The 17,402-nt window shown below is 69.9% G+C and carries 20 protein-coding genes; 8 read left to right on the forward strand and 12 right to left on the reverse strand.

Features of this window, described 5'->3' with window-relative positions:
• A partial coding sequence (locus Q0116_RS13400) for a cytochrome c oxidase subunit 3 (RefSeq protein WP_297889348.1) occupies positions 1–249 on the forward strand: 249 nt, incomplete at its 5' end.
• 31 nt (positions 250–280) lie between these two features.
• Here the strand turns inward: Q0116_RS13400 and Q0116_RS13405 are convergent.
• Positions 281–778: a zinc ribbon domain-containing protein gene (locus Q0116_RS13405; protein ID WP_297889351.1), complete on the reverse strand. Its 498-nt coding sequence runs from the start codon at positions 776–778 to the stop codon at positions 281–283.
• Positions 779–855: 77 nt separating this feature from the next.
• Here Q0116_RS13405 and Q0116_RS13410 point away from each other — a divergent pair, with 77 nt between their 5' ends.
• Entirely contained in the window at positions 856–996 is a 141-nt protein-coding gene (locus tag Q0116_RS13410) for a hypothetical protein (protein WP_297889354.1), read from the forward strand.
• An 89-nt stretch (positions 997–1,085) separates the two neighbouring features.
• Positions 1,086–2,078 (forward strand): NAD-dependent epimerase/dehydratase family protein, encoded by a 993-nt coding sequence (locus Q0116_RS13415; RefSeq protein WP_297889356.1) that lies wholly within the window; start codon positions 1,086–1,088, stop codon positions 2,076–2,078.
• 33 nt (positions 2,079–2,111) lie between these two features.
• Here Q0116_RS13415 and Q0116_RS13420 read toward each other — a convergent pair whose 3' ends face one another.
• From Q0116_RS13420 to Q0116_RS13430, 3 genes are all read right to left on the reverse strand, one after another.
• Entirely contained in the window at positions 2,112–2,861 is a 750-nt protein-coding gene (locus tag Q0116_RS13420) for a GNAT family N-acetyltransferase (protein ID WP_297889359.1), read from the reverse strand.
• Between the two features lie 120 nt (positions 2,862–2,981).
• Positions 2,982–4,532: a hypothetical protein gene (locus Q0116_RS13425; protein WP_297889362.1), complete on the reverse strand. Its 1,551-nt coding sequence runs from the start codon at positions 4,530–4,532 to the stop codon at positions 2,982–2,984.
• Between the two features lie 118 nt (positions 4,533–4,650).
• The gene (locus tag Q0116_RS13430; RefSeq protein WP_297889365.1) at positions 4,651–4,926 is read right to left on the reverse strand and encodes a cytochrome C oxidase subunit IV family protein; all 276 of its coding nucleotides are present in this window, start codon (positions 4,924–4,926) and stop codon (positions 4,651–4,653) included.
• A gap of 158 nt (positions 4,927–5,084) precedes the next feature.
• Here Q0116_RS13430 and Q0116_RS13435 point away from each other — a divergent pair, with 158 nt between their 5' ends.
• Complete coding sequence (locus tag Q0116_RS13435; protein WP_297889369.1) at positions 5,085–5,603, forward strand: hypothetical protein; 519 nt, start codon at positions 5,085–5,087, stop codon at positions 5,601–5,603.
• 54 nt (positions 5,604–5,657) lie between these two features.
• Here Q0116_RS13435 and Q0116_RS13440 read toward each other — a convergent pair whose 3' ends face one another.
• On the reverse strand, positions 5,658–6,179 hold the full coding sequence (locus Q0116_RS13440; RefSeq protein ID WP_297889371.1) for a halocyanin domain-containing protein: 522 nt from the start codon (positions 6,177–6,179) through the stop codon (positions 5,658–5,660).
• 147 nt (positions 6,180–6,326) lie between these two features.
• On the opposite strand from Q0116_RS13440, the gene Q0116_RS13445 reads away from it, so the two are divergent.
• Complete coding sequence (locus Q0116_RS13445) at positions 6,327–6,917, forward strand: hypothetical protein (protein ID WP_297889374.1); 591 nt, start codon at positions 6,327–6,329, stop codon at positions 6,915–6,917.
• A 45-nt stretch (positions 6,918–6,962) separates the two neighbouring features.
• Here the strand turns inward: Q0116_RS13445 and Q0116_RS13450 are convergent, their stop codons facing one another.
• Positions 6,963–8,111: an acyl-CoA dehydrogenase family protein gene (locus tag Q0116_RS13450; RefSeq protein ID WP_297889378.1), complete on the reverse strand. Its 1,149-nt coding sequence runs from the start codon at positions 8,109–8,111 to the stop codon at positions 6,963–6,965.
• A 102-nt stretch (positions 8,112–8,213) separates the two neighbouring features.
• Between Q0116_RS13450 and Q0116_RS13455 the strand changes: the two genes are divergently transcribed.
• Complete coding sequence (locus Q0116_RS13455; protein ID WP_297889380.1) at positions 8,214–9,011, forward strand: RIO1 family regulatory kinase/ATPase; 798 nt, start codon at positions 8,214–8,216, stop codon at positions 9,009–9,011.
• A 39-nt stretch (positions 9,012–9,050) separates the two neighbouring features.
• Here Q0116_RS13455 and Q0116_RS13460 read toward each other — a convergent pair whose 3' ends face one another.
• The 5 genes from Q0116_RS13460 to Q0116_RS13480 are packed head-to-tail and all read right to left on the reverse strand — an operon-like array spanning position 9,051 to position 14,083.
• The gene (locus tag Q0116_RS13460) at positions 9,051–9,800 is read right to left on the reverse strand and encodes an ABC transporter ATP-binding protein (protein ID WP_297889382.1); all 750 of its coding nucleotides are present in this window, start codon (positions 9,798–9,800) and stop codon (positions 9,051–9,053) included.
• The gene (locus tag Q0116_RS13465; RefSeq protein ID WP_297889384.1) at positions 9,797–10,585 is read right to left on the reverse strand and encodes an ABC transporter ATP-binding protein; all 789 of its coding nucleotides are present in this window, start codon (positions 10,583–10,585) and stop codon (positions 9,797–9,799) included. The genes Q0116_RS13460 and Q0116_RS13465 overlap by 4 nt, the downstream gene beginning before the upstream one ends.
• Positions 10,578–11,792 (reverse strand): branched-chain amino acid ABC transporter permease, encoded by a 1,215-nt coding sequence (locus tag Q0116_RS13470; RefSeq protein ID WP_297889387.1) that lies wholly within the window; start codon positions 11,790–11,792, stop codon positions 10,578–10,580. Before Q0116_RS13470 ends, Q0116_RS13465 begins: the two co-directional genes overlap by 8 nt.
• Positions 11,789–12,748 (reverse strand): branched-chain amino acid ABC transporter permease, encoded by a 960-nt coding sequence (locus Q0116_RS13475; protein ID WP_297889389.1) that lies wholly within the window; start codon positions 12,746–12,748, stop codon positions 11,789–11,791. The genes Q0116_RS13470 and Q0116_RS13475 overlap by 4 nt, the downstream gene beginning before the upstream one ends.
• Before the next feature lie 9 nt (positions 12,749–12,757).
• Entirely contained in the window at positions 12,758–14,083 is a 1,326-nt protein-coding gene (locus Q0116_RS13480) for an ABC transporter substrate-binding protein (protein WP_297889392.1), read from the reverse strand.
• A 178-nt stretch (positions 14,084–14,261) separates the two neighbouring features.
• On the opposite strand from Q0116_RS13480, the gene Q0116_RS13485 reads away from it, so the two are divergent.
• On the forward strand, positions 14,262–15,128 hold the full coding sequence (locus Q0116_RS13485; protein WP_297889395.1) for a proline dehydrogenase family protein: 867 nt from the start codon (positions 14,262–14,264) through the stop codon (positions 15,126–15,128).
• Positions 15,129–15,190: 62 nt separating this feature from the next.
• Here Q0116_RS13485 and Q0116_RS13490 read toward each other — a convergent pair whose 3' ends face one another.
• Positions 15,191–15,928 carry a helix-turn-helix domain-containing protein gene (locus Q0116_RS13490; protein WP_297889398.1) on the reverse strand — a complete coding sequence of 246 codons (738 nt, stop codon included), beginning with the start codon at positions 15,926–15,928 and terminating at the stop codon, positions 15,191–15,193.
• Between the two features lie 87 nt (positions 15,929–16,015).
• Here Q0116_RS13490 and Q0116_RS13495 point away from each other — a divergent pair.
• Positions 16,016–17,402 (forward strand): aldehyde dehydrogenase family protein (locus tag Q0116_RS13495; protein ID WP_297889400.1); only part of this gene is annotated, 1,387 nt, incomplete at its 3' end.

A 17,402-nucleotide genomic window follows, 5' to 3' on the forward strand; every position in this document is an offset into this window, starting at 1 on the left:
TTCGACCGCGGCGTCACCATCTCGGCGAACGCCCACGGCGACCCGATTCAGGCGTCGATCTACTACGTCACGACCGGGCTCCACGGGATCCACGTGCTGCTCGGATTAGTGATCGCCATCTTCCTGTTCGTCAGGGCCTACCAGGGCCACTACCTCGACGACGAGCGGCCGATCGAGTACTTCGGCCTCTACTGGCACTTCGTGGACATCGTCTGGGTGTTCGTCTTCCCGCTGTTCTACCTCTTCTGAGGCGGTCCGCGGCTCGTTTTTTCGCTCCGGTTCACGTGGTCTCGTTCGCTCCGAGCGGTTTCGCACACCACTGGCAGAACTTGAACCCCGGGTCCGTCTCTTTGCCGCACTCCGGACAGCGGACGGTCCCGTCGCTGTCCGTCGGCTCCGCGGACGGCGCTTCCAGGGCGGTCGTCGCCGCGTCGCCGGTCGTCATCGCTTCACCGGTCGACTTTGAGGTGGCGGCCGCGGGGGTCGCGTCGCGGTCCCGCTCGTAGGCCCGGTTGTTTCGGCGGGCCAAGACGTACGCGTCGATCACGCTCGCGGCGACGACCGCGGCGGCGGGCGCGACCTCGTCGACCGCCGGCGGCGTGCCGGCGAACGCGGCGGTGATCGCGGACTCGGGGACGAACACGAACACCGTCGCGGTGACCGCGACGTACCAGCCGAACGCGCGGGCCCACCGGCGCAGGTACGCGTGGCCGAGCCCGGAGACGACGAGCGCGAGCAGGGCGGCGAGCCAGGGTCGCCGGCGAGAGTGATCCGTCATGGGCGACCGTACGGCCTCCCGGCCCGAGAACCTACCTCTCTCGGAGCGTTTATGTGCCGGACGCGCCGAACCCCGGTATGTTCGGCGTTCCGCTCGGCGAGCTCCTCTCCGGCGTCGCGTTCGCGGCGCTCGGCGTCGGGACGTGGGGGATCGGTCTCGGCGTCGCCTACCTCCTGTACCGCCGGTGGCGCGGCGACGGTCCGCGCGGCGACGACTGAGCCAGCGGAGCCGCGAGGGGCTCCGTCTCGACGGCCGCCCCGCGTTCCGGTTCGGTCACGCTTATCACGCCGCTCGTTCGATCTCGGATATGACAGACACGGCGCTCGTCGTCGGCGGCACGCGGTTCATCGGGCGACACACCGTCGAGGAACTGCTGGCACACGACTACGAGGTCGCGATCTTCAACCGGGGGAACCACGAGAACCCCTTCGCGGACGACGACCGCGTGACGCACGTGGAGGGCGACCGCAAAGACGAGACCGCGCTGCGCGCGGCGAAGCTGTCGGTCGAGCCCGACGTCGTGATCGACTGCGTCGCCTACCAGCCGGCCGACGTGGCGACCGCGACGGAGATCTTCGCTGACGTCGACGGCTACGTCTACATCTCCTCGGGCTCCAGCTACGCGGCCGAGGAGATCCCCAAGCGAGAGGGCGAGACGCCGCTGGAGCCGTGTACCGACGAGCAGGCGGTCGACGACGCCCACGAGACGTACGGCAACCGGAAGGCCGAGGGCGACCGCGCGGTGTTCGCGGCGGCCGAGGAGGGCGTGGCCGCGACGGCGGTCCGCCCGTGTATCGTCTACGGCCCGCACGACTACACGGAGCGGCTCGACTACTGGATCGACCGGGTGCTGACCCACGACCGCGTGGTCGTCCCCGGAGACGGACAGAACCTCTGGCACCGGGCGTACGTCGAGGACGTCGCGAGCGCGCTCCGGATCGTCGCGGAACGCGGCGAGCCGGGCGCGGCGTACAACGTCGGCGACCGGCGCGCGCTCACGCTGCGGGAGACCCTGGAGACGATCGCAGACGCCGCCGGCGTCGAGTGCGAGGTCGTCGCCGCGAGCGACGACGCGCTCGCCGCCGGCGGGCTCGAACCCGACGACTTCGTCCTCTACCGGGAGTACCCGCACCTGCTCGACACCTGCGCGCTCGCCGACCTCGGCTGGGAGTCGACGCCGGTCGACGAGGCGATGGAGCGGACCGTGGAGGAGCACCGCCAGTCCGACCGCGACGGGAGCGAGTGGGATCCCGGCCGCGAGGCAGAGGAGCGCGTCATCGGCGTGAAGGAGACGCTCTGAAGCGGTACGGCCGCGCCGCGTGGGGCGCCGGCGTCAGTACGCGGCGTCCCACCGCGTCGGCTTCCGGCGGTTCCCGCAGTCCCGGCACTCCATCCGGTCCATCGTGTCGATCGCCACGTCGGTCCCCTCGCAGTTGCCACAGAGGTAGCCGTACCGCCGCTCGTGGCCCGGGTCGGCGTACGCGACGTAGAACGGGGCCCGCGACCCGCGGTCGCTCTCGTCGAAGGCGACGTGGACCCGCTCCCCCTCCTCCGTCTCGTAGATCGCCTCGGAGATGCCGGTGAGGCTGCCGACCTGCTTCCGGTACTCCCGTTCCGCGAACGGCTCGCCGCCGATGTCGACGTCGCGCTCGCCGGCGAGTTCGTACCCCTCGCGCTGGTAGAACGTCGTGCCCGCCTCGTTGTCCGCGAGGACGCGCGCCTCGATCCGGTCGACCTCCGCCGACTCGAGGGCTGACTCGACCCGTTCGAGGAGCGCGCTGCCGATACCGGACTCCCGGTGGTCGGGGTGGACGTGGAGCCAGTCGATCTCGCCGACGCGCTCGCGGCGCCCGACGACGTAGCTCTCCGCGAACCCGACCACGTCGCCGTCGACGACCGCGACCGGGAACACCGCGTCGTCGTCGTCGACGTCGTCTCCCAGATCCTCGGCGTCGTACCACTCCTCGACCGCCTCGTCCAGCAGCTGCTCGCCGACGGCGTGTCCGTACGACGCCACGAGCGACTCGCGGGCGACCGATCGGACTGCGTCGACGTCGGCGGCGGTTGCGGCGCGTAGTTCCATGCGGGTAGATCACACCCCGTGTACAAAAAACTCGGTCGGGATTCCACGCCCGCGGTCCCCCTCGGAGTCTCCGAGTCGGAGCGGTCCGTCCAGCGCGCTCCCTTCGGTCGCCCGCCGCGATCACGCGCGGTCGGCGGCGACCGCGCCGTCCGGCCAGTCGACGAAGTGCCCATCGAACAGCGTCGTCGCCTGCGTGCGGACGTACGCCCGCTGCGACGCGCGCACCGCGTCGGCCGGCGAGTCGCCGGCGTCCAGCGCGCGCTCGGCGACGCGACGCTTCCACCGCGCCGGCGTCCGCCCGGTCTCGGCGCGCCGTCGGAGCGGCGCGATCCGCGAGCGGGCCGCCTCCGAGGAGAGGCCGCGCGCCTCCAGCCCGGCGACGGCGGCCGCGAAGACGTCGGCGAAGAGCCGGTCGCGGTCGGCCGTCCGGTCTCCCGTCGCGGTGATCCAGGTCAGGTCGGCGTCGATGCCGTCGCGGACGGCGGCGTAGAAGTTCGCCCGAGCGGTCTCCCACGGCAGTCCGGCCGCCGGGTGGTCGCCGTCGGCGAGCTCCGTGAGCAGCCCGACGACGGCGGCGACGCAGGCGACGGCGTCCGGGAGCGTCGGCTGGCCGGGCAGCGGTCGGAACTCGATCCGCGCGCTCGCGGCCGCCTCCGTCGCTCCGTCGAACACCGGGCGCACCCACCGCCAGTAGCTCCCGTGCTTGTGCCGGAAGTGGACGAACGCGTCGTCGAACCGCTCGCCGCCCTCGATCTCCGCGGGGACGACGACGGGGTCGGCGACGACGCGGTCCACCGCCGCGGCCGCGTCGTCGAGGTCGCGGGGGAACGCGACCTTCGGCTCGCACTCGGGCGGGTTCATGAGCCCCTCGTACAGCGGGACCCGCGTCTCCGCGTGCGAGCCGCCGAGCAGCAGCTCCCGCGTCGGCGCGCCCTCGTCGTACAGCGTCGGCGGGAGGAACGGGGAGTTGGCGGCGACGGCGAGCAGCGGCCCGGCGACCCGGAGCGCGGCGCCGTGGTACGCGGGGAGGTCGGCCGCGCGCCGCGGCTGGAGGTGCGGCTGGATCGAAGTCGTCAGGCTCACCGGCCCGGCGTTGTCGGCCGCGACCGTCGCTCCCGGGAGCTCCACGCTCCCGGTCACCGGCCGGTGCTCGTCGACGCTGGCGAACCCGTGGTACCTGACCGCGTTGCTGACGTTGATCGCCAGCACCAACCCGTCTTCGTGGGTCGCCTCCGTCAGGTACCGCTCCGTCGACCCGTCGGCCGGACCGACCGTCCACGTCCCGTCGCTCACGAAGCGGATCCCCTCCTCGGCCGCGAGTCGCTGGAGGCTCCGGAGCTTCGCCGTCGCCCCCTGCCGGAGCGCCGCGAGCCCCGACTCGCTACACGGCTGGACGTCGCTCGTGAGCTCCGCGTTGTGGAGGCCGAGCTCCCGCTCGAACCCGCGACACCGGAGTAACGACCGCGGCACCCGTCGGACCCCGCCCCGGTCCGCGTCGACCGCGTACAGCTCGTGCTCCAGGCCGATGGTCGACTGGACGCTGTCGAACGTCCCCTCGGCGAGGTGCTCTTTAATCGCCTCCCCCTCCTCGCGGGCGCGCTCCCGGAACGCGTCCGTATCGACGCTTCTCGACGCCCGAACGCCGTCGATCGTCGGTCGTTCCGTCCCCATTTGCCGTCGGTATTTGTTACCGATTGACAAGAACTTTGCGCGGCGGGGGGCGACGTCAGCGCGGTTCGGAGTTCAACTGCGAAAAGAGCCTGGTGGTCGGCGAAAGCGACGGGTGCCGTTACGAGATGGAGTACGTCGCGGCCGCCATCAACAGCATGGTGAGCGCGAGCGCGAGCCCCATCAGGTAGGTCAGCGAGCGGTTCTCCCACTTGAGGTGCTGGAAGTACGCGACGATGAGGACGGTCTTGACCGTCGCGATCAGCAGCGTGCCGCCCAGCGCCTGCGCGTACGTGAACTCGACGAACGACGTCTCGAAGAGCGCGAAGTTCAGCGTCGCCGCGACCAGGAGGGCGACGTATATCGCCGAATACAGCTTCACGGAGTCGTGCGCCATCTTACACCTCACTTCGTCCCTGCGCTTAAAGAACTAACCATCCGGGGTGCCCCGCGTCGTGGCGGAAGAGTGCGTCGAGCCGGCGCCTCGAATCCCGAAACGCCTATCCGCGCGACGGCCGGACCTGTCCCCAGTCGCAGCACGCGACCGGTACTCCCGTGACTCCGCTCGAACCGACGGACGACCTGCTCGAATCGCTGTACGTCGTCAACAAGGTCGCGAAGCAGTTCGCCGACGAGGCCACCGCCGCCTACGAGCGCGGCGACGTCACCGAGAGCAACGTCCGCTCGGCGCGCAAGGACGCCCTCTACCGGCTCAAGACCGCCGTCCTCGCTCGGGTCGTCGCGTACGACGCCGACGGGGTCACCGGCGAGTACCACGCCATCAACGGCGACGTGTGGCTGTTTCTCACGGTCGGCGACTGGCACTTCCACCAGCCGCCGCACGCGATCGGCGGCGAACTCACCGACGCGATCGCGATCTCGAACTCGCGGGCGGACCCGATCGACGCGCCGTACGTGCGCGACGCCTCGGTCGAACGCTCCGACCGCACGCTCGAAGAGGCGCTGTCGCGGCTCGCCGAAGTCGGTGCCAACGCCAACGACCACCTCGCACGGCCGACCGTCACCAGCGAGCACGACCGGATCGTCGACGTGCGCTGGTCGTTCTTACCGTAACCCGCCTCGCCCGCAAAAAATCCGCCTCGCGTTCGTCTGGACCGCGGGAGCCGATTACGCTTCGACGACTTCGATCGCGCCGAGCATCCCGTTCGCCTGGTGGGGCGTGCACTGGTACAGCTGGATCCCGGTGTTGTCGAACGACTGCTCGAAGGTGTGGCCCTCCTCGGAGACGGAGTCGCCGCTGTCGAAGTCGGACTCGGAGCCCTCGACGGAGGCCACGTTGTGCGCGCCGCCGTTGCCGGTCCACTCCCAGACGACGGTCGTGCTGGAGTCGATGCGGATCGCGGCCGGCGAGAAGGCGAACCCGACGTCGCCGGCGCCGACCTCGACGGTGACCTCGTCCTGGCCGGTGAAGTCCATGATGGTGCCCTCGTACATGCGGGCCTCGGAGAGGTAGTCGTCGATCTCGCTCGGCACGTCGTCGACGGCCTCGCCGCCGCCGCCGTCGCCGCCGTCGCCGCCGTCGGACCCGTCGCCGCCGTCGCCGCCGCCGGAACAGCCCGCGAGCGTTCCGATGGTCAGCGCGGCTCCGGTTCCGGCGAGATACCGCCGTCTGGACAGATTATCAGACATCATTTACTGTAGGGGGTGAAGCCTTACAAACCCAGTGATAGCTCCCGACTGTCGGGAGCCTTCGAGGGTCGGAAACGACGTCCCGACGCCCGGGTCGATGCGGCGCCGAGAGTCGGGTTTATCGCCCTCCGCCTCCTCGCGAGACGCATGCGCGAAGACGCGCTGGCGACGCGGCTCGTCGAACACTACGAGGCGACGGCCGAGGACCCGGCGATCCGGCTCGAAGAGCCGTACGACGCCGACGGACGAGAGGGCGTCGTGGACCTCTTCGTCCGGACGCGGACGCCCGAGCCCGTCGATCGCGTGATCGAGCTCAAGGCCGACGCCGCGGTCCGCCGCGCCACCGGCGCGAACGAGGTCCTCCGGCAGTACCGCCGGATGGAGCGGTACTTCCACGCGGACGCGAGCCACGCCCTCCGGCCCAAGCTGGGCCGGAGCGAGCCGGGCGCCCGGTACCTCCTCTGTTTCGCGCCGACGCCGACCTGCGTCTACCACGTCGCGACCAACCGCACGCTGTACGGCTCCGTCGACCCGGCGGCGCGGGCGGGCGACGTGCCCGCGGTCCGCACCGTCGCGTTCCTGACCGGTCTCGAGGGCGACCCGAGGGACCTCGGGCTCGTCTCGGTGAACGGCGACGCCGCGTTCGGCTCGGAGGCGTTCAAGCGGGCGGTCCCCGCGGACTCGCGGCTGGCGGAGAGCCTGCGCGCCGTCGACGACGACCTCGTCGAGTTCCCCTGAACCGGGTCGGAGCAGAGGAGTCGCCGCCGGTGAGAAAGTACTCGACTAGAGGCCGATCTCGCGCCCGATGACGACGTGTTGGATCTCGCTGGTCCCCTCGCCGATCTCCATCAGCTTCGCGTCGCGGTAGAACCGCTGCGGGGCGAAGTCGGTGGTGTACCCGTAGCCCCCGAGCGTCTGGACCGCCTCCTCGGCCACCTCGCGGGCCGCCTCGCTGGCGTCGAGCTTCGCCAGCGCCGACTCCTCCGTGACCGACTCCCCGGCGTCGTACTTCGTCGCCGCCTTCTGCGTCAGGAGGCGGGCGCGCTCGATCTGGCGGTGCATGTGGACCACTTTGTCGCGGACCGCGTCGAACTTCGCGATCGGCTTGCCGAACTGCTCGCGCTCGCCCGCGTACCCCTTGGCGGCCTCGTACGCGCCCTGCGCGAGCCCGACGGAGAGCGCGGCGATCGAGATCCGACCGCCGTCGAGCGTCTTCATCGTCTGTGTCCAGCCCTCGCCCTCCTCGCCGAGCAGGCGGTCCGCCGGGATCCGCACGTCGTCGAAGGCGATCTCGCAGGTCGGCGAGCTGTTGAGCCCCATCTTGTCCCAGACGGTCGTCACCTCGAAGCCGTCGTCGTTCTCGGGGTCGACGATGAACGTCGAGATGCCGTCGTAACCAGCTCCGGGGTCCGTCACCGCCTTCACGACGATCGAGTTCGCGACGTTCGCGTTCGTGATGAACTGCTTGGTGCCGTTCAGCACGTACTCGTCCGCCTCGGCGTCGTACTCGGCGGTCGTATCCATATCGGAGGCATCCGAGCCGCTGCCGGGCTCCGTGAGCGCCCACGCGCCGAGCCCCTCGCCCTCCGCCAGCGGGCGGAGCCACTCCTCCTTCTGTTCGTCGGTGCCGAAGAGGTCGATCGGCTTCGCGCCCAGCGACGTGTGCGCGGCGTACGAGAGCCCGATCCCGCCGGAGACGCGCCCGAGCTCCTCCGTGACCAGGGCGTACATCAGCTGGTCGCCGCCGAGTCCCCCGTACTCCTCCGCGACCGGGATCCCCATCATGTCGAGCTCCGCGAGCGAGTCGAACACCTCCTCGGGGAAGCGGTGTTCGTCCTCGATCTCCTGGGCGATGGGCGCGATCTCCTCCTCGCAGAACTCTCGGACGGTGTCGCGTATCATCCGGTGCTCTGCGGGTACCTCGAAGTCCATGGGCAAACATCGCGACCCGCGGACATAAACGATGCGAACGACCGTGACAGACCGCGACTGGCGGAGCCGACGACTTATGAGGCGTCGTCGCGTGCCGCAGATATGGAGTTCCGGGAGCTCGTCCGCGGTCGCGTCGACTGGCCCGACATCGAACGGGTGGCGCGCGAGCTGGCGACCCGGTACGACCGCGACGGCGTCCGCGTGCGGTTCCTCGACGCCGACAACTGGCTCTCGACGCCGATGGTCGTGGACGGCGACCTCTTCGTGAAGGTGATCACCAGGCAGAACACGCTCGTCCACGCGCTGTTCACCACCGGGCGGAACCTCGGGGCCGTCTCCGCCGGCACCGAGGGGTTCTTCGAGCGCCACGAGACCCCCTACGAGATGGCGCGCCACGAGCTTGAGGCGACCCGGCGGGTCCGCGAGCTCGGCGTCAACGCCCCGGAGCCCGTCGAGGCGTTCGAGGTCGGTGACCTCGGCGTGCTCGTGTTGGAGTACCTCCCCGAGTTCCGCACCCTCGGCGAGCTCGACGAGGACGCGGTGGTCGAGCTCGCGCCCGACCTGTTCGAGACGCTCCGGACGGTCCACGACGCCGGGCTCGCGCACGGCGACCTCCGCGCCGAGAACGTCCTCGTCGCGGACGGGGAGCTGTACGTCATCGACGCGACCCGGGTGAGCGAAGACGGCCGCGAGGCGGCGCGCGCCTACGACCTCGCGAGCGCGCTCGCGGCGCTGGAGCCGCTGATCGGCGCGGCCGACGCGGTCGACGCCGCGCTCACGAGCTACTCGACCGACGAGCTCCTCGCGGCGCGGCGGTTTCTCGACTTCGTCGCGATCCGGCCGGACCACGACTTCGCCGCCGCCGAGCTGATCGGCGAACTCGAAAAGCGGACGGCGTGAGACGCGGCAGAAAGCGCGTCGAGCGGGGGCGGACTCGACTCAGCCGCCGAGGTACAGCTGCGAGACCTCGTCGTCGTTCAGCAGCTCCTCGGGCGTTCCCTCGAACCGGACGGTCCCCTGGTCGAGCACGTAGCCGCGGTCGGAGATGCCGAGCCCCTTCGTCACGTTCTGCTCGACCATGAGGATCGCCGTCTCCATGTCGTTGACCTCCTTCACGTCCTCGAACACGTCGTCGGCGGTGTTCGGCGCGAGCCCCGCCGAGGGCTCGTCGATGAGGAGCACGTCGGGCTCCATCACCAGCGCCCGGGCGAACGCGAGTACCTGCCGCTGGCCGCCGGAGAGCGTCTTCGCCTTCGCGCTCCGCTTCTCCTCGATGATCGGGAACCGGTCGTACAGCGTCTCGATGACCGCTTCGAGGCCGCCGTCGCGGGCGACGCCGCCCATCCGGAGGTTCTCGTCGATCGTCAGCGAGCCGAACACGTTGTCGGTCTGGGGGACGTAGCCGATCCCCTCGCGGACGATCTCCTCGGGCGCCATCCCGCCGATGTCGCGGCCGTGGTAGGCGACCGTGCCGGTCCACGGGGTCAACATCCCGAAGGCGGTCTTGAGCACCGTCGACTTCCCGGCCCCGTTCGGGCCGACGAGACAGACGATCTCGCCCGGGTCGAGCCGGACCGAGCAGTCGTCGAGCACCTGTACCTCGCCGTACCCGCTGTCGACGCCCGACAGCGAGAGCACCGGATCGGCTCCGTCGGTGGCCCCCGCGGGCCGGGTGGTGTCGTCGCTCATGCGCCGCCCCCGAGGTACGCGTCGATGACGCGGTCGTCGTTCCGGACCCCCTCGGGCGTCCCCTCGGTGAGGACGTGCCCCTGGTCCAAGACGACGATCGGGTCCGCCAGGTCCATCACGAACTCCATGTCGTGCTCGATGAGCAGGAACGTCGTCCCCTGCTCGTTGAGCCGGCGGATCTGCGTCTTCAGCTTCTTCGCGAGCGTCGGGTTCACCCCCGCCACCGGCTCGTCGAGCAGCAGCACCTCCGGCTCGGCGAGCATCGCCCGCGCGAGCTCGACCAGCTTCATCTGCCCGCCCGAGATGTCGGTCGCGGGCTGGGTCGCGAGGTGGTCGATCTCGAACTCCGCCAGGATCCGCTCCGCCTCGGCGAGGTTCGCCGACTCGCTCTCGGCGACCGTCCCGGGCGAGGTGAACAGCCTGCGGAACGACTCGCCGGGCTGCTCGCGCGGCCCGACCAGCATCGCCTCGCGGACCGTCATCCCCTCCAGCTTGCGCGGCGTCTGGAACGTCCGGATGAGCCCGTAGTCGGCGACCTCGTACGGCTCCATGCCGGTCACGTCCGTCCCGTTCACCTCGACGGTGCCGCCGTCCGGCTCGTAGAAGCCGGAGATGAGGTTGAACAGCGTGGACTTCCCGGCCCCGTTGGGACCGATGAGCCCGGTGATCGTGCCGCGCTCGACGCCGAACGTCGCGTGGTCGGTCGCCGCGAGCCCCCCGAACGACTTCTGGAGGTCGTCGACCGCGAGGACGGGGTCCTGCTTGGCGAGCGCGCCCTCACTCATCGCCACCACCTCCCTTCTGCTCGCGGACGCCGCTATCCGGTGAGTCCGGCGCGCCGCCGCCGTCGACCGCGCTCGGCCAGATCAGCTCGCGCTGCGGGGGGAGCACCCCCTGCGGCCGGTAGCGCATCACGGCGATTATCACGACCCCGATCAGCAGCAGTCGGAGCGGCGCGGGGTCGATCGGCAGCGCCACGTCGTTGAGGAACCGCGTCCCCTCCCGGATCGTGACGATGACGATGCCGCCGAACAGCGCCCCGCGGTTCGAGCCGCTGCCGCCGAGGATCACGGCGACCCACGCGTAGAACGTCGTGATCGGGTCCAGGTCGCCCGGCCCGACGTAGAGGTTCAGGTGCGTGTAGAACACGCCCGCCAGCGCCATGATCAGGCTGCCGAGGACGAACGACTGCATCTTGAACGAGTAGGTGTCCTTCCCCAGCGCCCGCGCGAGGTCCTCGTCGGACCGGATCGTGCGGAGGACGCGACCCCACGGCGACCGGTGCGCGCGCCGGAGGACGAAGTAGACGCCGCCCGCGAACGCCAGCACCAACAGGACGTTCAACAGCGCCTGCCAGAACGCCGTCTCCAGGAGCACGGGCGAGCCCGGAATGACCTCCAGGCGGAGCCCGGGCATCGCCTCGGGGAACGTCCCCAGGACCGGCCACCCGGCGAAGAAGCCGGGGATGCCGCGGACCCCGGCGCTGCCGTTGGTCAGCCACCGCTCGTTCAACACGATCAGCCGGACGACCTCCGCGAGGCCGAGCGACGCGATGGCGAGGTAGTCCGCCCGGAGCCGGAGCGTCGGGATGCCGATCAGTATCGCCAGCACGAACGCCACGGCGAGCCCGACGACGAGCCCGACGATCGGGAGCCCGAGCAGCGAGGGGAGGAGCGGGACCCCCTCGAACAGCTCAACGAGCGGCGACCCGCTCGCGGTGAACAGCGCCGCGCCGTACGCGCCGACTCCGAAGAAGGCGGCGACGCTGAAGTTGATCAGCCCGGCGAACCCCCACTGCGAGTTCAGCCCGAACGACAGCAGGGCGTACATCCCCGCGAGGCCGACGAGGAACAGGAAGTACGTCGGCCCGAGCGCGCCGGTGAGCAGCGCGGCGAGGAGGAAGAGGAGGAACGCCGCGCTGACGCCCAACACCCACCCCTCCGGGCGGGTCAGGTCCTCGACCGCCCCCCGCGGATCGGTGAGGGCGCTCACGTCGCCCCCTCCCCGGCGATCCCGTTCGGCCGGACGAGCAGCACGGCGACCATGATCACGAACGCGATGGCGTTCGCGTACTCGATGCTGATCAGGCTCTCGAGGAGGCGCGCGAGCCACCCCGGCCAGATCGGCAGCGCCTCGACCACGTCGGAGAAGAACGGTGTGAGTTGGTTTATCATACCGATGAGGAAACCGCCCGCCATCGCGCCGTAGACGGAACCGATCCCGCCCAGGATCACCGCCGCGAAGATGACCAGGAGCAGGTTGAACCCCATCCGCGGCGAGAGCTGGTTGAACAGGCCGAGGAACACCCCGCCGGCGCCGGCGAGGCCCGCGCCGATGACCCACGTCCAGAGCTTGACCCGCCGCGTCCGGATGCCGCTGACCCGCGCGAGGTCGGGGTTGTCGGCCATCGCGCGCATCTTCCGGCCGAGATCGGTGTACTGGAGCAGCACGTGGAGCCCGACGACGAGGACCGCGGCCGAGACCACGATCGCCACGTCGTGGAGCGTCACCCGCACGCCGTACGGCACCAGCGCCTCGATCGGCCGCAGCGGCTGGATGTCGAACCGCGTGAAGTCGGAGCCGAACCGGATCTGGATCAGCGCCCGGTAGACGAACGCGATCCCGATCGACGTGATCAGCAGGCCGATCGAGTCGACGTCGAGCGGCTCGTAGATCACCCGCTCGGTGATCACCGCGACCGCGGCGGCCGCGGCGATCCCGACGACGAGCGCGACGAAGAACCCGTACGGGAGCCCTAGGACCGCGCCGCCGAGCCCGCCGACAGCGCCGAACGTCACGAGCGACGCGTACGCCCCGATCGTCATCGTGTCGCCGTGGGCGAAGTTCGCGAAGTCGGCGATGCTGTACACGAGCGACAGCCCGATGCTCCCGAGGACGATGATGCTGCTGAAGACCAGCCCGTTGGCCAGGTATCCGATGACGGTCATCGGCCCGGGTTAGCCTTCGACGAAGTCGATGCCTTCGTACTCGTGGTCCTGTACCTCGAGGACCTGGAGGAAGCCGACCGGGTCGCCGTCCTCGTTGAAGTCGATGGGACCGCTGACCCCCTGGTAGTCGACGTCGTCGGGGCCGCCGCCGTCAGCGAGGATCTCGCTCGCGGCCGCGAACGACGTCACGGTCTCGCCCTCCGGTCCGGAGACGCGCCGGACGGTGTCGCTGAGCGCCGCGCCGGTGAACTCGTCGGCCGCCTGGATCGCGAGCGCGGCGTTGATCACGCAGTCGTACGCGTACGCCGCCCACGACGTCGGCTGGCGGTCGTACTCCGCCGCGAAGTCTTCGGCGAACGACTGGTAGTTCTCCTCCTCGACCGGGGCCGAGGGGACGACGATCTTCATCCCGTCGATGCTCCCCTCGGGGGTGTTCTCCAAGACGTTGTCCCCGGAGACGGAGTCGGCGCCGTAGAACTGCGCCTCGTAGCCCGAGGAGAACACCTCGTTGACCATCGTGGCGAACTCGGCCTGGTAGGTGACGAACAGCCACGCGTCCGCCCCGGAGCCGTTCATCTCCGAGATGACGCCGGAGTACGACTGCTGGTCCTGGTCGTGGGGCGTGTTGTAGACGACGTCGCCGTCGTAGGCGTCGACGAACGCGTCGGTGAGGCTCTGCCCGTAGTCGTTGTTGACGTAGGTGACCGCCACCTCGTCGTAGCCGTCGTCGGCGATGATGTTCGAGAGCGCGAGCGACTGGCTGCGGCCGGACGGCGACATCCGGAGCAGCCCCGGGAACTCGGTGAGGTTGAGCCCGGTGGAGTTCTGGCTCAACTGGACGACGTCGGTCCCCTCGACGACGCTCTCGTAGATCGCCAGCGAGACGCCGGACCCGACCGCGCCGATGAGGAACGGGACGCCGTCCTGATTGACGAGCTTCTGGGCGGCCGCGATCCCGCCCTGGTTCTCGCTCTCGGAGTCCTCGACGGCGATGTCGAGCTCGCGTCCGTCGATGCCGACCTCGTTGACGCGCGACAGGGCGAGGTCGACCCCGCGCTGGTTCCGCTCGCCGAACGCCGACAGCGACCCGGTCTGCGAGTCGACCATCCCGATCTGGAACGCCTCGGTCGTGTCGCCGCCGTCGCTCCCGTCGTCGCCGTCCGTTCCGTCTCCGCCGTCGCTGCCGTCGCTGCCGTCGCTGCCGTCACTGCCGTCGTCGCCGTCTCCGCCGTCGTCGGTCGTGCTGAGACAACCCGACAGGGCGACGAGCCCCGCGCCGCCGGTCAGTTTCAGGAGCGTTCGCCGGTCAGCCGCGTCCGTGGTATCCCGTGACATATTTATCCGATAGACTCGAACACATCTGGGTATCTCAATCCCGACCCGTCCATGGTCGGTTCGGCGCACGCGGGCCGTCGAGCCCGGGAGCAGAGACGGTCGAATATTTTACAGTTAATTAAGGCTAGAATAATTGGTCGGGTGCGGATATATACCGGTCCCGGCTCGAACTGTTCGTATGATCCCGCCCATCGCGAGCAATTTCGTCGCCGGGGAGACGCCGGAGGCGGCGCTCGCGCACGTCGAGGCGCTCAACGACCGCGGTGTGGCCGGCATCCTGAACCTCCTCGGCGAGCACTACGAGGAGCGGCCGCCCGCCGACGCGGACGCGGACGCGTACGTCGACCTCGTCGAGGCCATCGCCGAGCGCGACGTCGACGCCTGCGTCTCCGTCAAGTCGAGCCAGATCGGTCTCGACATCGGCGACGACGTCTTCGAGGAGAACCTCGCGCGCATCGTCGCGGCGGCCAACGATTCCGGGGCGGCCGGCGCGGACGGGGCGGGGACCTTCGTCTGGATCGACATGGAGGACCACGAGACGACCGACGTGACGCTCGACGCCTTCGAGCGGCACGCCCTCGACACCGACGGCAACGTCGGGGTCTGCGTCCAGGCGAACCTGAAGCGGACCCGCGACGACCTCGAACGGCTGGCGGAGCTGCCCGGGAAGGTCCGGCTCGTCAAGGGCGCGTACGACGAGCCCGCGGCGCTCTCGTACAAGGAGAAGGCGCGCGTCGACGAGTCGTACCGGAACTGCCTCGCGTACATGTTCGAGGCGTTCGACGACGGCGTCGCCGTCGGGAGCCACGACCCCGCCATGATCGAGTACGCGGCGGAGCTGTACGCCGAGCACGGGACGCCCTACGAGGTCCAGATGCTGACGGGGGTCCGCGAGTCGGCGCAGTTCGACCTCGCGGCGAACGACGACGTGGCGGTGTACCAGTACATCCCGTACGGCTCCAAGTGGTTCTCCTACTTCTATCGGCGGATCAGGGAGCGGAAGTCGAACGCGCTGTTCGCGCTGCGGGCCATCGTCGGGAACTGACCCCGGGCCGCGCACGCGGATCTATCTCCGACCGCAATCACGGACCTCCCTCCCGGCCGCGCTCACGGGTCCAACAGCTTTGACTCCGCCTTCCGGAGGTGTTCGAGCAGCGTCGTCTTCGAGACGTCCATGTCGTCGGCCAGCTCGCGGGTCGACGCCTCGCGGGGCCACTCGTAGTAGCCGGCCTCGCGGGCGTGCTCGAACACCTTCCGCTGGGTCGTGGTGAGCGTGTCGAGCCGGTGCTCGCGGGGGGTCCGCCCCGCGTGGCCCGACGACGACATCGACTCGACGGACACCTCCGCGCCGGACGTCTCCTGGACCGCGTCGAGCGACTCCCGAATGTCCGTCCGCTCGCCGACGAAGCACACCTGCCACTCCTCTCGCCCGTTCTCGATCCTGACCGGCGCGCTGTGGACGAAGCCGTGCTCTAAGAGCGTCGGACACACCATGTCGGCCGGGTCGTACTCCAAGAAGAACTCGCGGACGACGTTGCCCGGCGCGTCGCGGGCGCGCCCGAACCGCTCCTGTAGCTCCAAGAGGTTCCCCGCCCGGTCGGACTCGCGGATCGCGTCGAGCAGCGCCTCGACGTCCTCGTTCGTGTCTCCGAACGCCGTGAAGAGGCCGTTCACGGAGTTGGGCGCGTCGGTCTCGGCCCGCGGCGAGTTGTAGATAGCGTGCGCGAGCACGCCGCCGTCGGTCCGTTCCGTCGCCTCGATCGCCCAGCAGTTCGGATGCCAGAGATCCAGCGTGAGCCGGGTTCCCGCCCACTCGTTCGCCCCTTCTGCGTCGGTCGTCGCCATTATGCTACATGCTTGGTAGCGCATCACAAAGACTCTGCCGACCATGGGAGGGTGGGTTATTTGGACGGGCGACGACAACCGCCGTACATGGCGCAGCCCTACCGACACTACATCGACGGCGAGTGGGTCGACGGCGACGGGTCCGAGACGTTCGCGAGCGAGAGCCCCGCGACCGGGGAGACGCTCGGCGAGTTCCACCGCGGGACGCCGGACGACGTCGACCGCGCGGTCGACGCCGCGGACGAGGCGTTCGAGGAGTGGCGAGAGCTCTCCCGGGTCCAGCGCGCCGAGTACCTCTGGGACGTCTACCACGAGCTCCGGGACCGGACCGACGAGCTCGGTGCGATCGTCTCGAAGGAGTGCGGCAAGGAGATCAGCGAGGGGAAAGCCGACGTGGTCGAGGCCGCGCACATGGTCGAGTGGGCCGCGGGCGACGCCCGACACCCCAAGGGCGACATCGTCCCCTCGGAGATCCCCTCGAAGGACGCGTACATGCGGCGGTCGCCCCGCGGCGTCACCGGCTGTATCACGCCGTGGAACTTCCCGGTCGCGATCCCGTACTGGCACATGGCCATCGCGCTGGTCGAGGGGAACACCGTCGTGTTCAAGCCCGCGGAGCAGACGCCGTGGTGCGCGCAGATCGTCGCGGAGATGTTCGACGACGCCGGCATCCCCGACGGCGTGTTCAACATGGTCCAGGGGTTCGGCGACGCGGGCAACGCGATCGTCGAGAACGACGACGTCTCGACGGTGCTTTTCACCGGCTCCGCGGAGGTCGGCCACCACATCCAGGACAAGCTCGGCGGCGTCGCCGGCAAGCGCGCCGCCTGCGAGATGGGCGGGAAGAACGCGATCGTGATCACCGACGAGGCGGACCTCGACACCGCCGTCCACTCGGCGGTGATGTCCTCGTTCAAGACGACGGGGCAGCGCTGCGTCTCCTCCGAGCGCCTGATCGTCCACACGGACGTGTACGACGAGTTCAAAGAGCGGTTCGTCGAGGTCGCGGAGTCGGTCGCGGTCGGCGATCCGCTCGACGAGGAGACGTTCATGGGCCCGCTCATCGAGCCGGAGCACGTCGAGAAGGTGACCGAGTACAACGAGCTCGCCCGCGAGGAGGACGTGAACGTCCTCGTCGACCGGACCGAGCTCGACGACCACGAGATCCCCGACGGCCACGAGGACGGCCACTGGGTCGGGCCGTTCGTCTACGAGGCGGACCCCGACGCCGACCTCCGGTGTACCCACGAGGAGGTGTTCGGCCCCCACGTCGCGCTCTTGGAGTACGAGGGCGGCATCGAGCGCGCGGTCGAGATCCAGAACGACGTCGAGTACGGGCTCGCCGGCGCGGTCATCTCCGAGGACTACCGGCAGATCAACTACTACCGCGACCGCGCCGAGCTGGGACTGGCGTACGGCAACCTCCCGTGTATCGGCGCGGAGGTCCAGCTCCCCTTCGGCGGCGTGAAGAAGT

Source organism: uncultured Halorubrum sp., assembly GCF_937146585.1.
GTDB lineage: Archaea > Halobacteriota > Halobacteria > Halobacteriales > Haloferacaceae > Halorubrum > Halorubrum miltondacostae.

Bases quoted from the DNA above. Each gene is read 5' to 3' on its own strand.
- Q0116_RS13445 (WP_297889374.1), top strand. From the start codon at position 6,327: ATGCGCGAAGACGCGCTGGCGACGCGGCTCGTCGAACACTACGAGGCG.
- Q0116_RS13465 (WP_297889384.1), bottom strand. From the start codon at position 10,585: ATGAGTGAGGGCGCGCTCGCCAAGCAGGACCCCGTCCTCGCGGTCGAC.
- Q0116_RS13415 (WP_297889356.1), top strand. From the start codon at position 1,086: ATGACAGACACGGCGCTCGTCGTCGGCGGCACGCGGTTCATCGGGCGA.
- Q0116_RS13475 (WP_297889389.1), bottom strand. From the start codon at position 12,748: ATGACCGTCATCGGATACCTGGCCAACGGGCTGGTCTTCAGCAGCATC.
- Q0116_RS13485 (WP_297889395.1), top strand. From the start codon at position 14,262: ATGATCCCGCCCATCGCGAGCAATTTCGTCGCCGGGGAGACGCCGGAG.
- Q0116_RS13405 (WP_297889351.1), bottom strand. From the start codon at position 778: ATGACGGATCACTCTCGCCGGCGACCCTGGCTCGCCGCCCTGCTCGCG.
- Q0116_RS13410 (WP_297889354.1), top strand. From the start codon at position 856: ATGTTCGGCGTTCCGCTCGGCGAGCTCCTCTCCGGCGTCGCGTTCGCG.
- Q0116_RS13425 (WP_297889362.1), bottom strand. From the start codon at position 4,532: ATGGGGACGGAACGACCGACGATCGACGGCGTTCGGGCGTCGAGAAGC.
- Q0116_RS13440 (WP_297889371.1), bottom strand. From the start codon at position 6,179: ATGTCTGATAATCTGTCCAGACGGCGGTATCTCGCCGGAACCGGAGCC.
- Q0116_RS13450 (WP_297889378.1), bottom strand. From the start codon at position 8,111: ATGGACTTCGAGGTACCCGCAGAGCACCGGATGATACGCGACACCGTC.
- Q0116_RS13460 (WP_297889382.1), bottom strand. From the start codon at position 9,800: ATGAGCGACGACACCACCCGGCCCGCGGGGGCCACCGACGGAGCCGAT.
- Q0116_RS13430 (WP_297889365.1), bottom strand. From the start codon at position 4,926: ATGGCGCACGACTCCGTGAAGCTGTATTCGGCGATATACGTCGCCCTC.
- Q0116_RS13455 (WP_297889380.1), top strand. From the start codon at position 8,214: ATGGAGTTCCGGGAGCTCGTCCGCGGTCGCGTCGACTGGCCCGACATC.
- Q0116_RS13490 (WP_297889398.1), bottom strand. From the start codon at position 15,928: ATGGCGACGACCGACGCAGAAGGGGCGAACGAGTGGGCGGGAACCCGG.
- Q0116_RS13420 (WP_297889359.1), bottom strand. From the start codon at position 2,861: ATGGAACTACGCGCCGCAACCGCCGCCGACGTCGACGCAGTCCGATCG.
- Q0116_RS13480 (WP_297889392.1), bottom strand. From the start codon at position 14,083: ATGTCACGGGATACCACGGACGCGGCTGACCGGCGAACGCTCCTGAAA.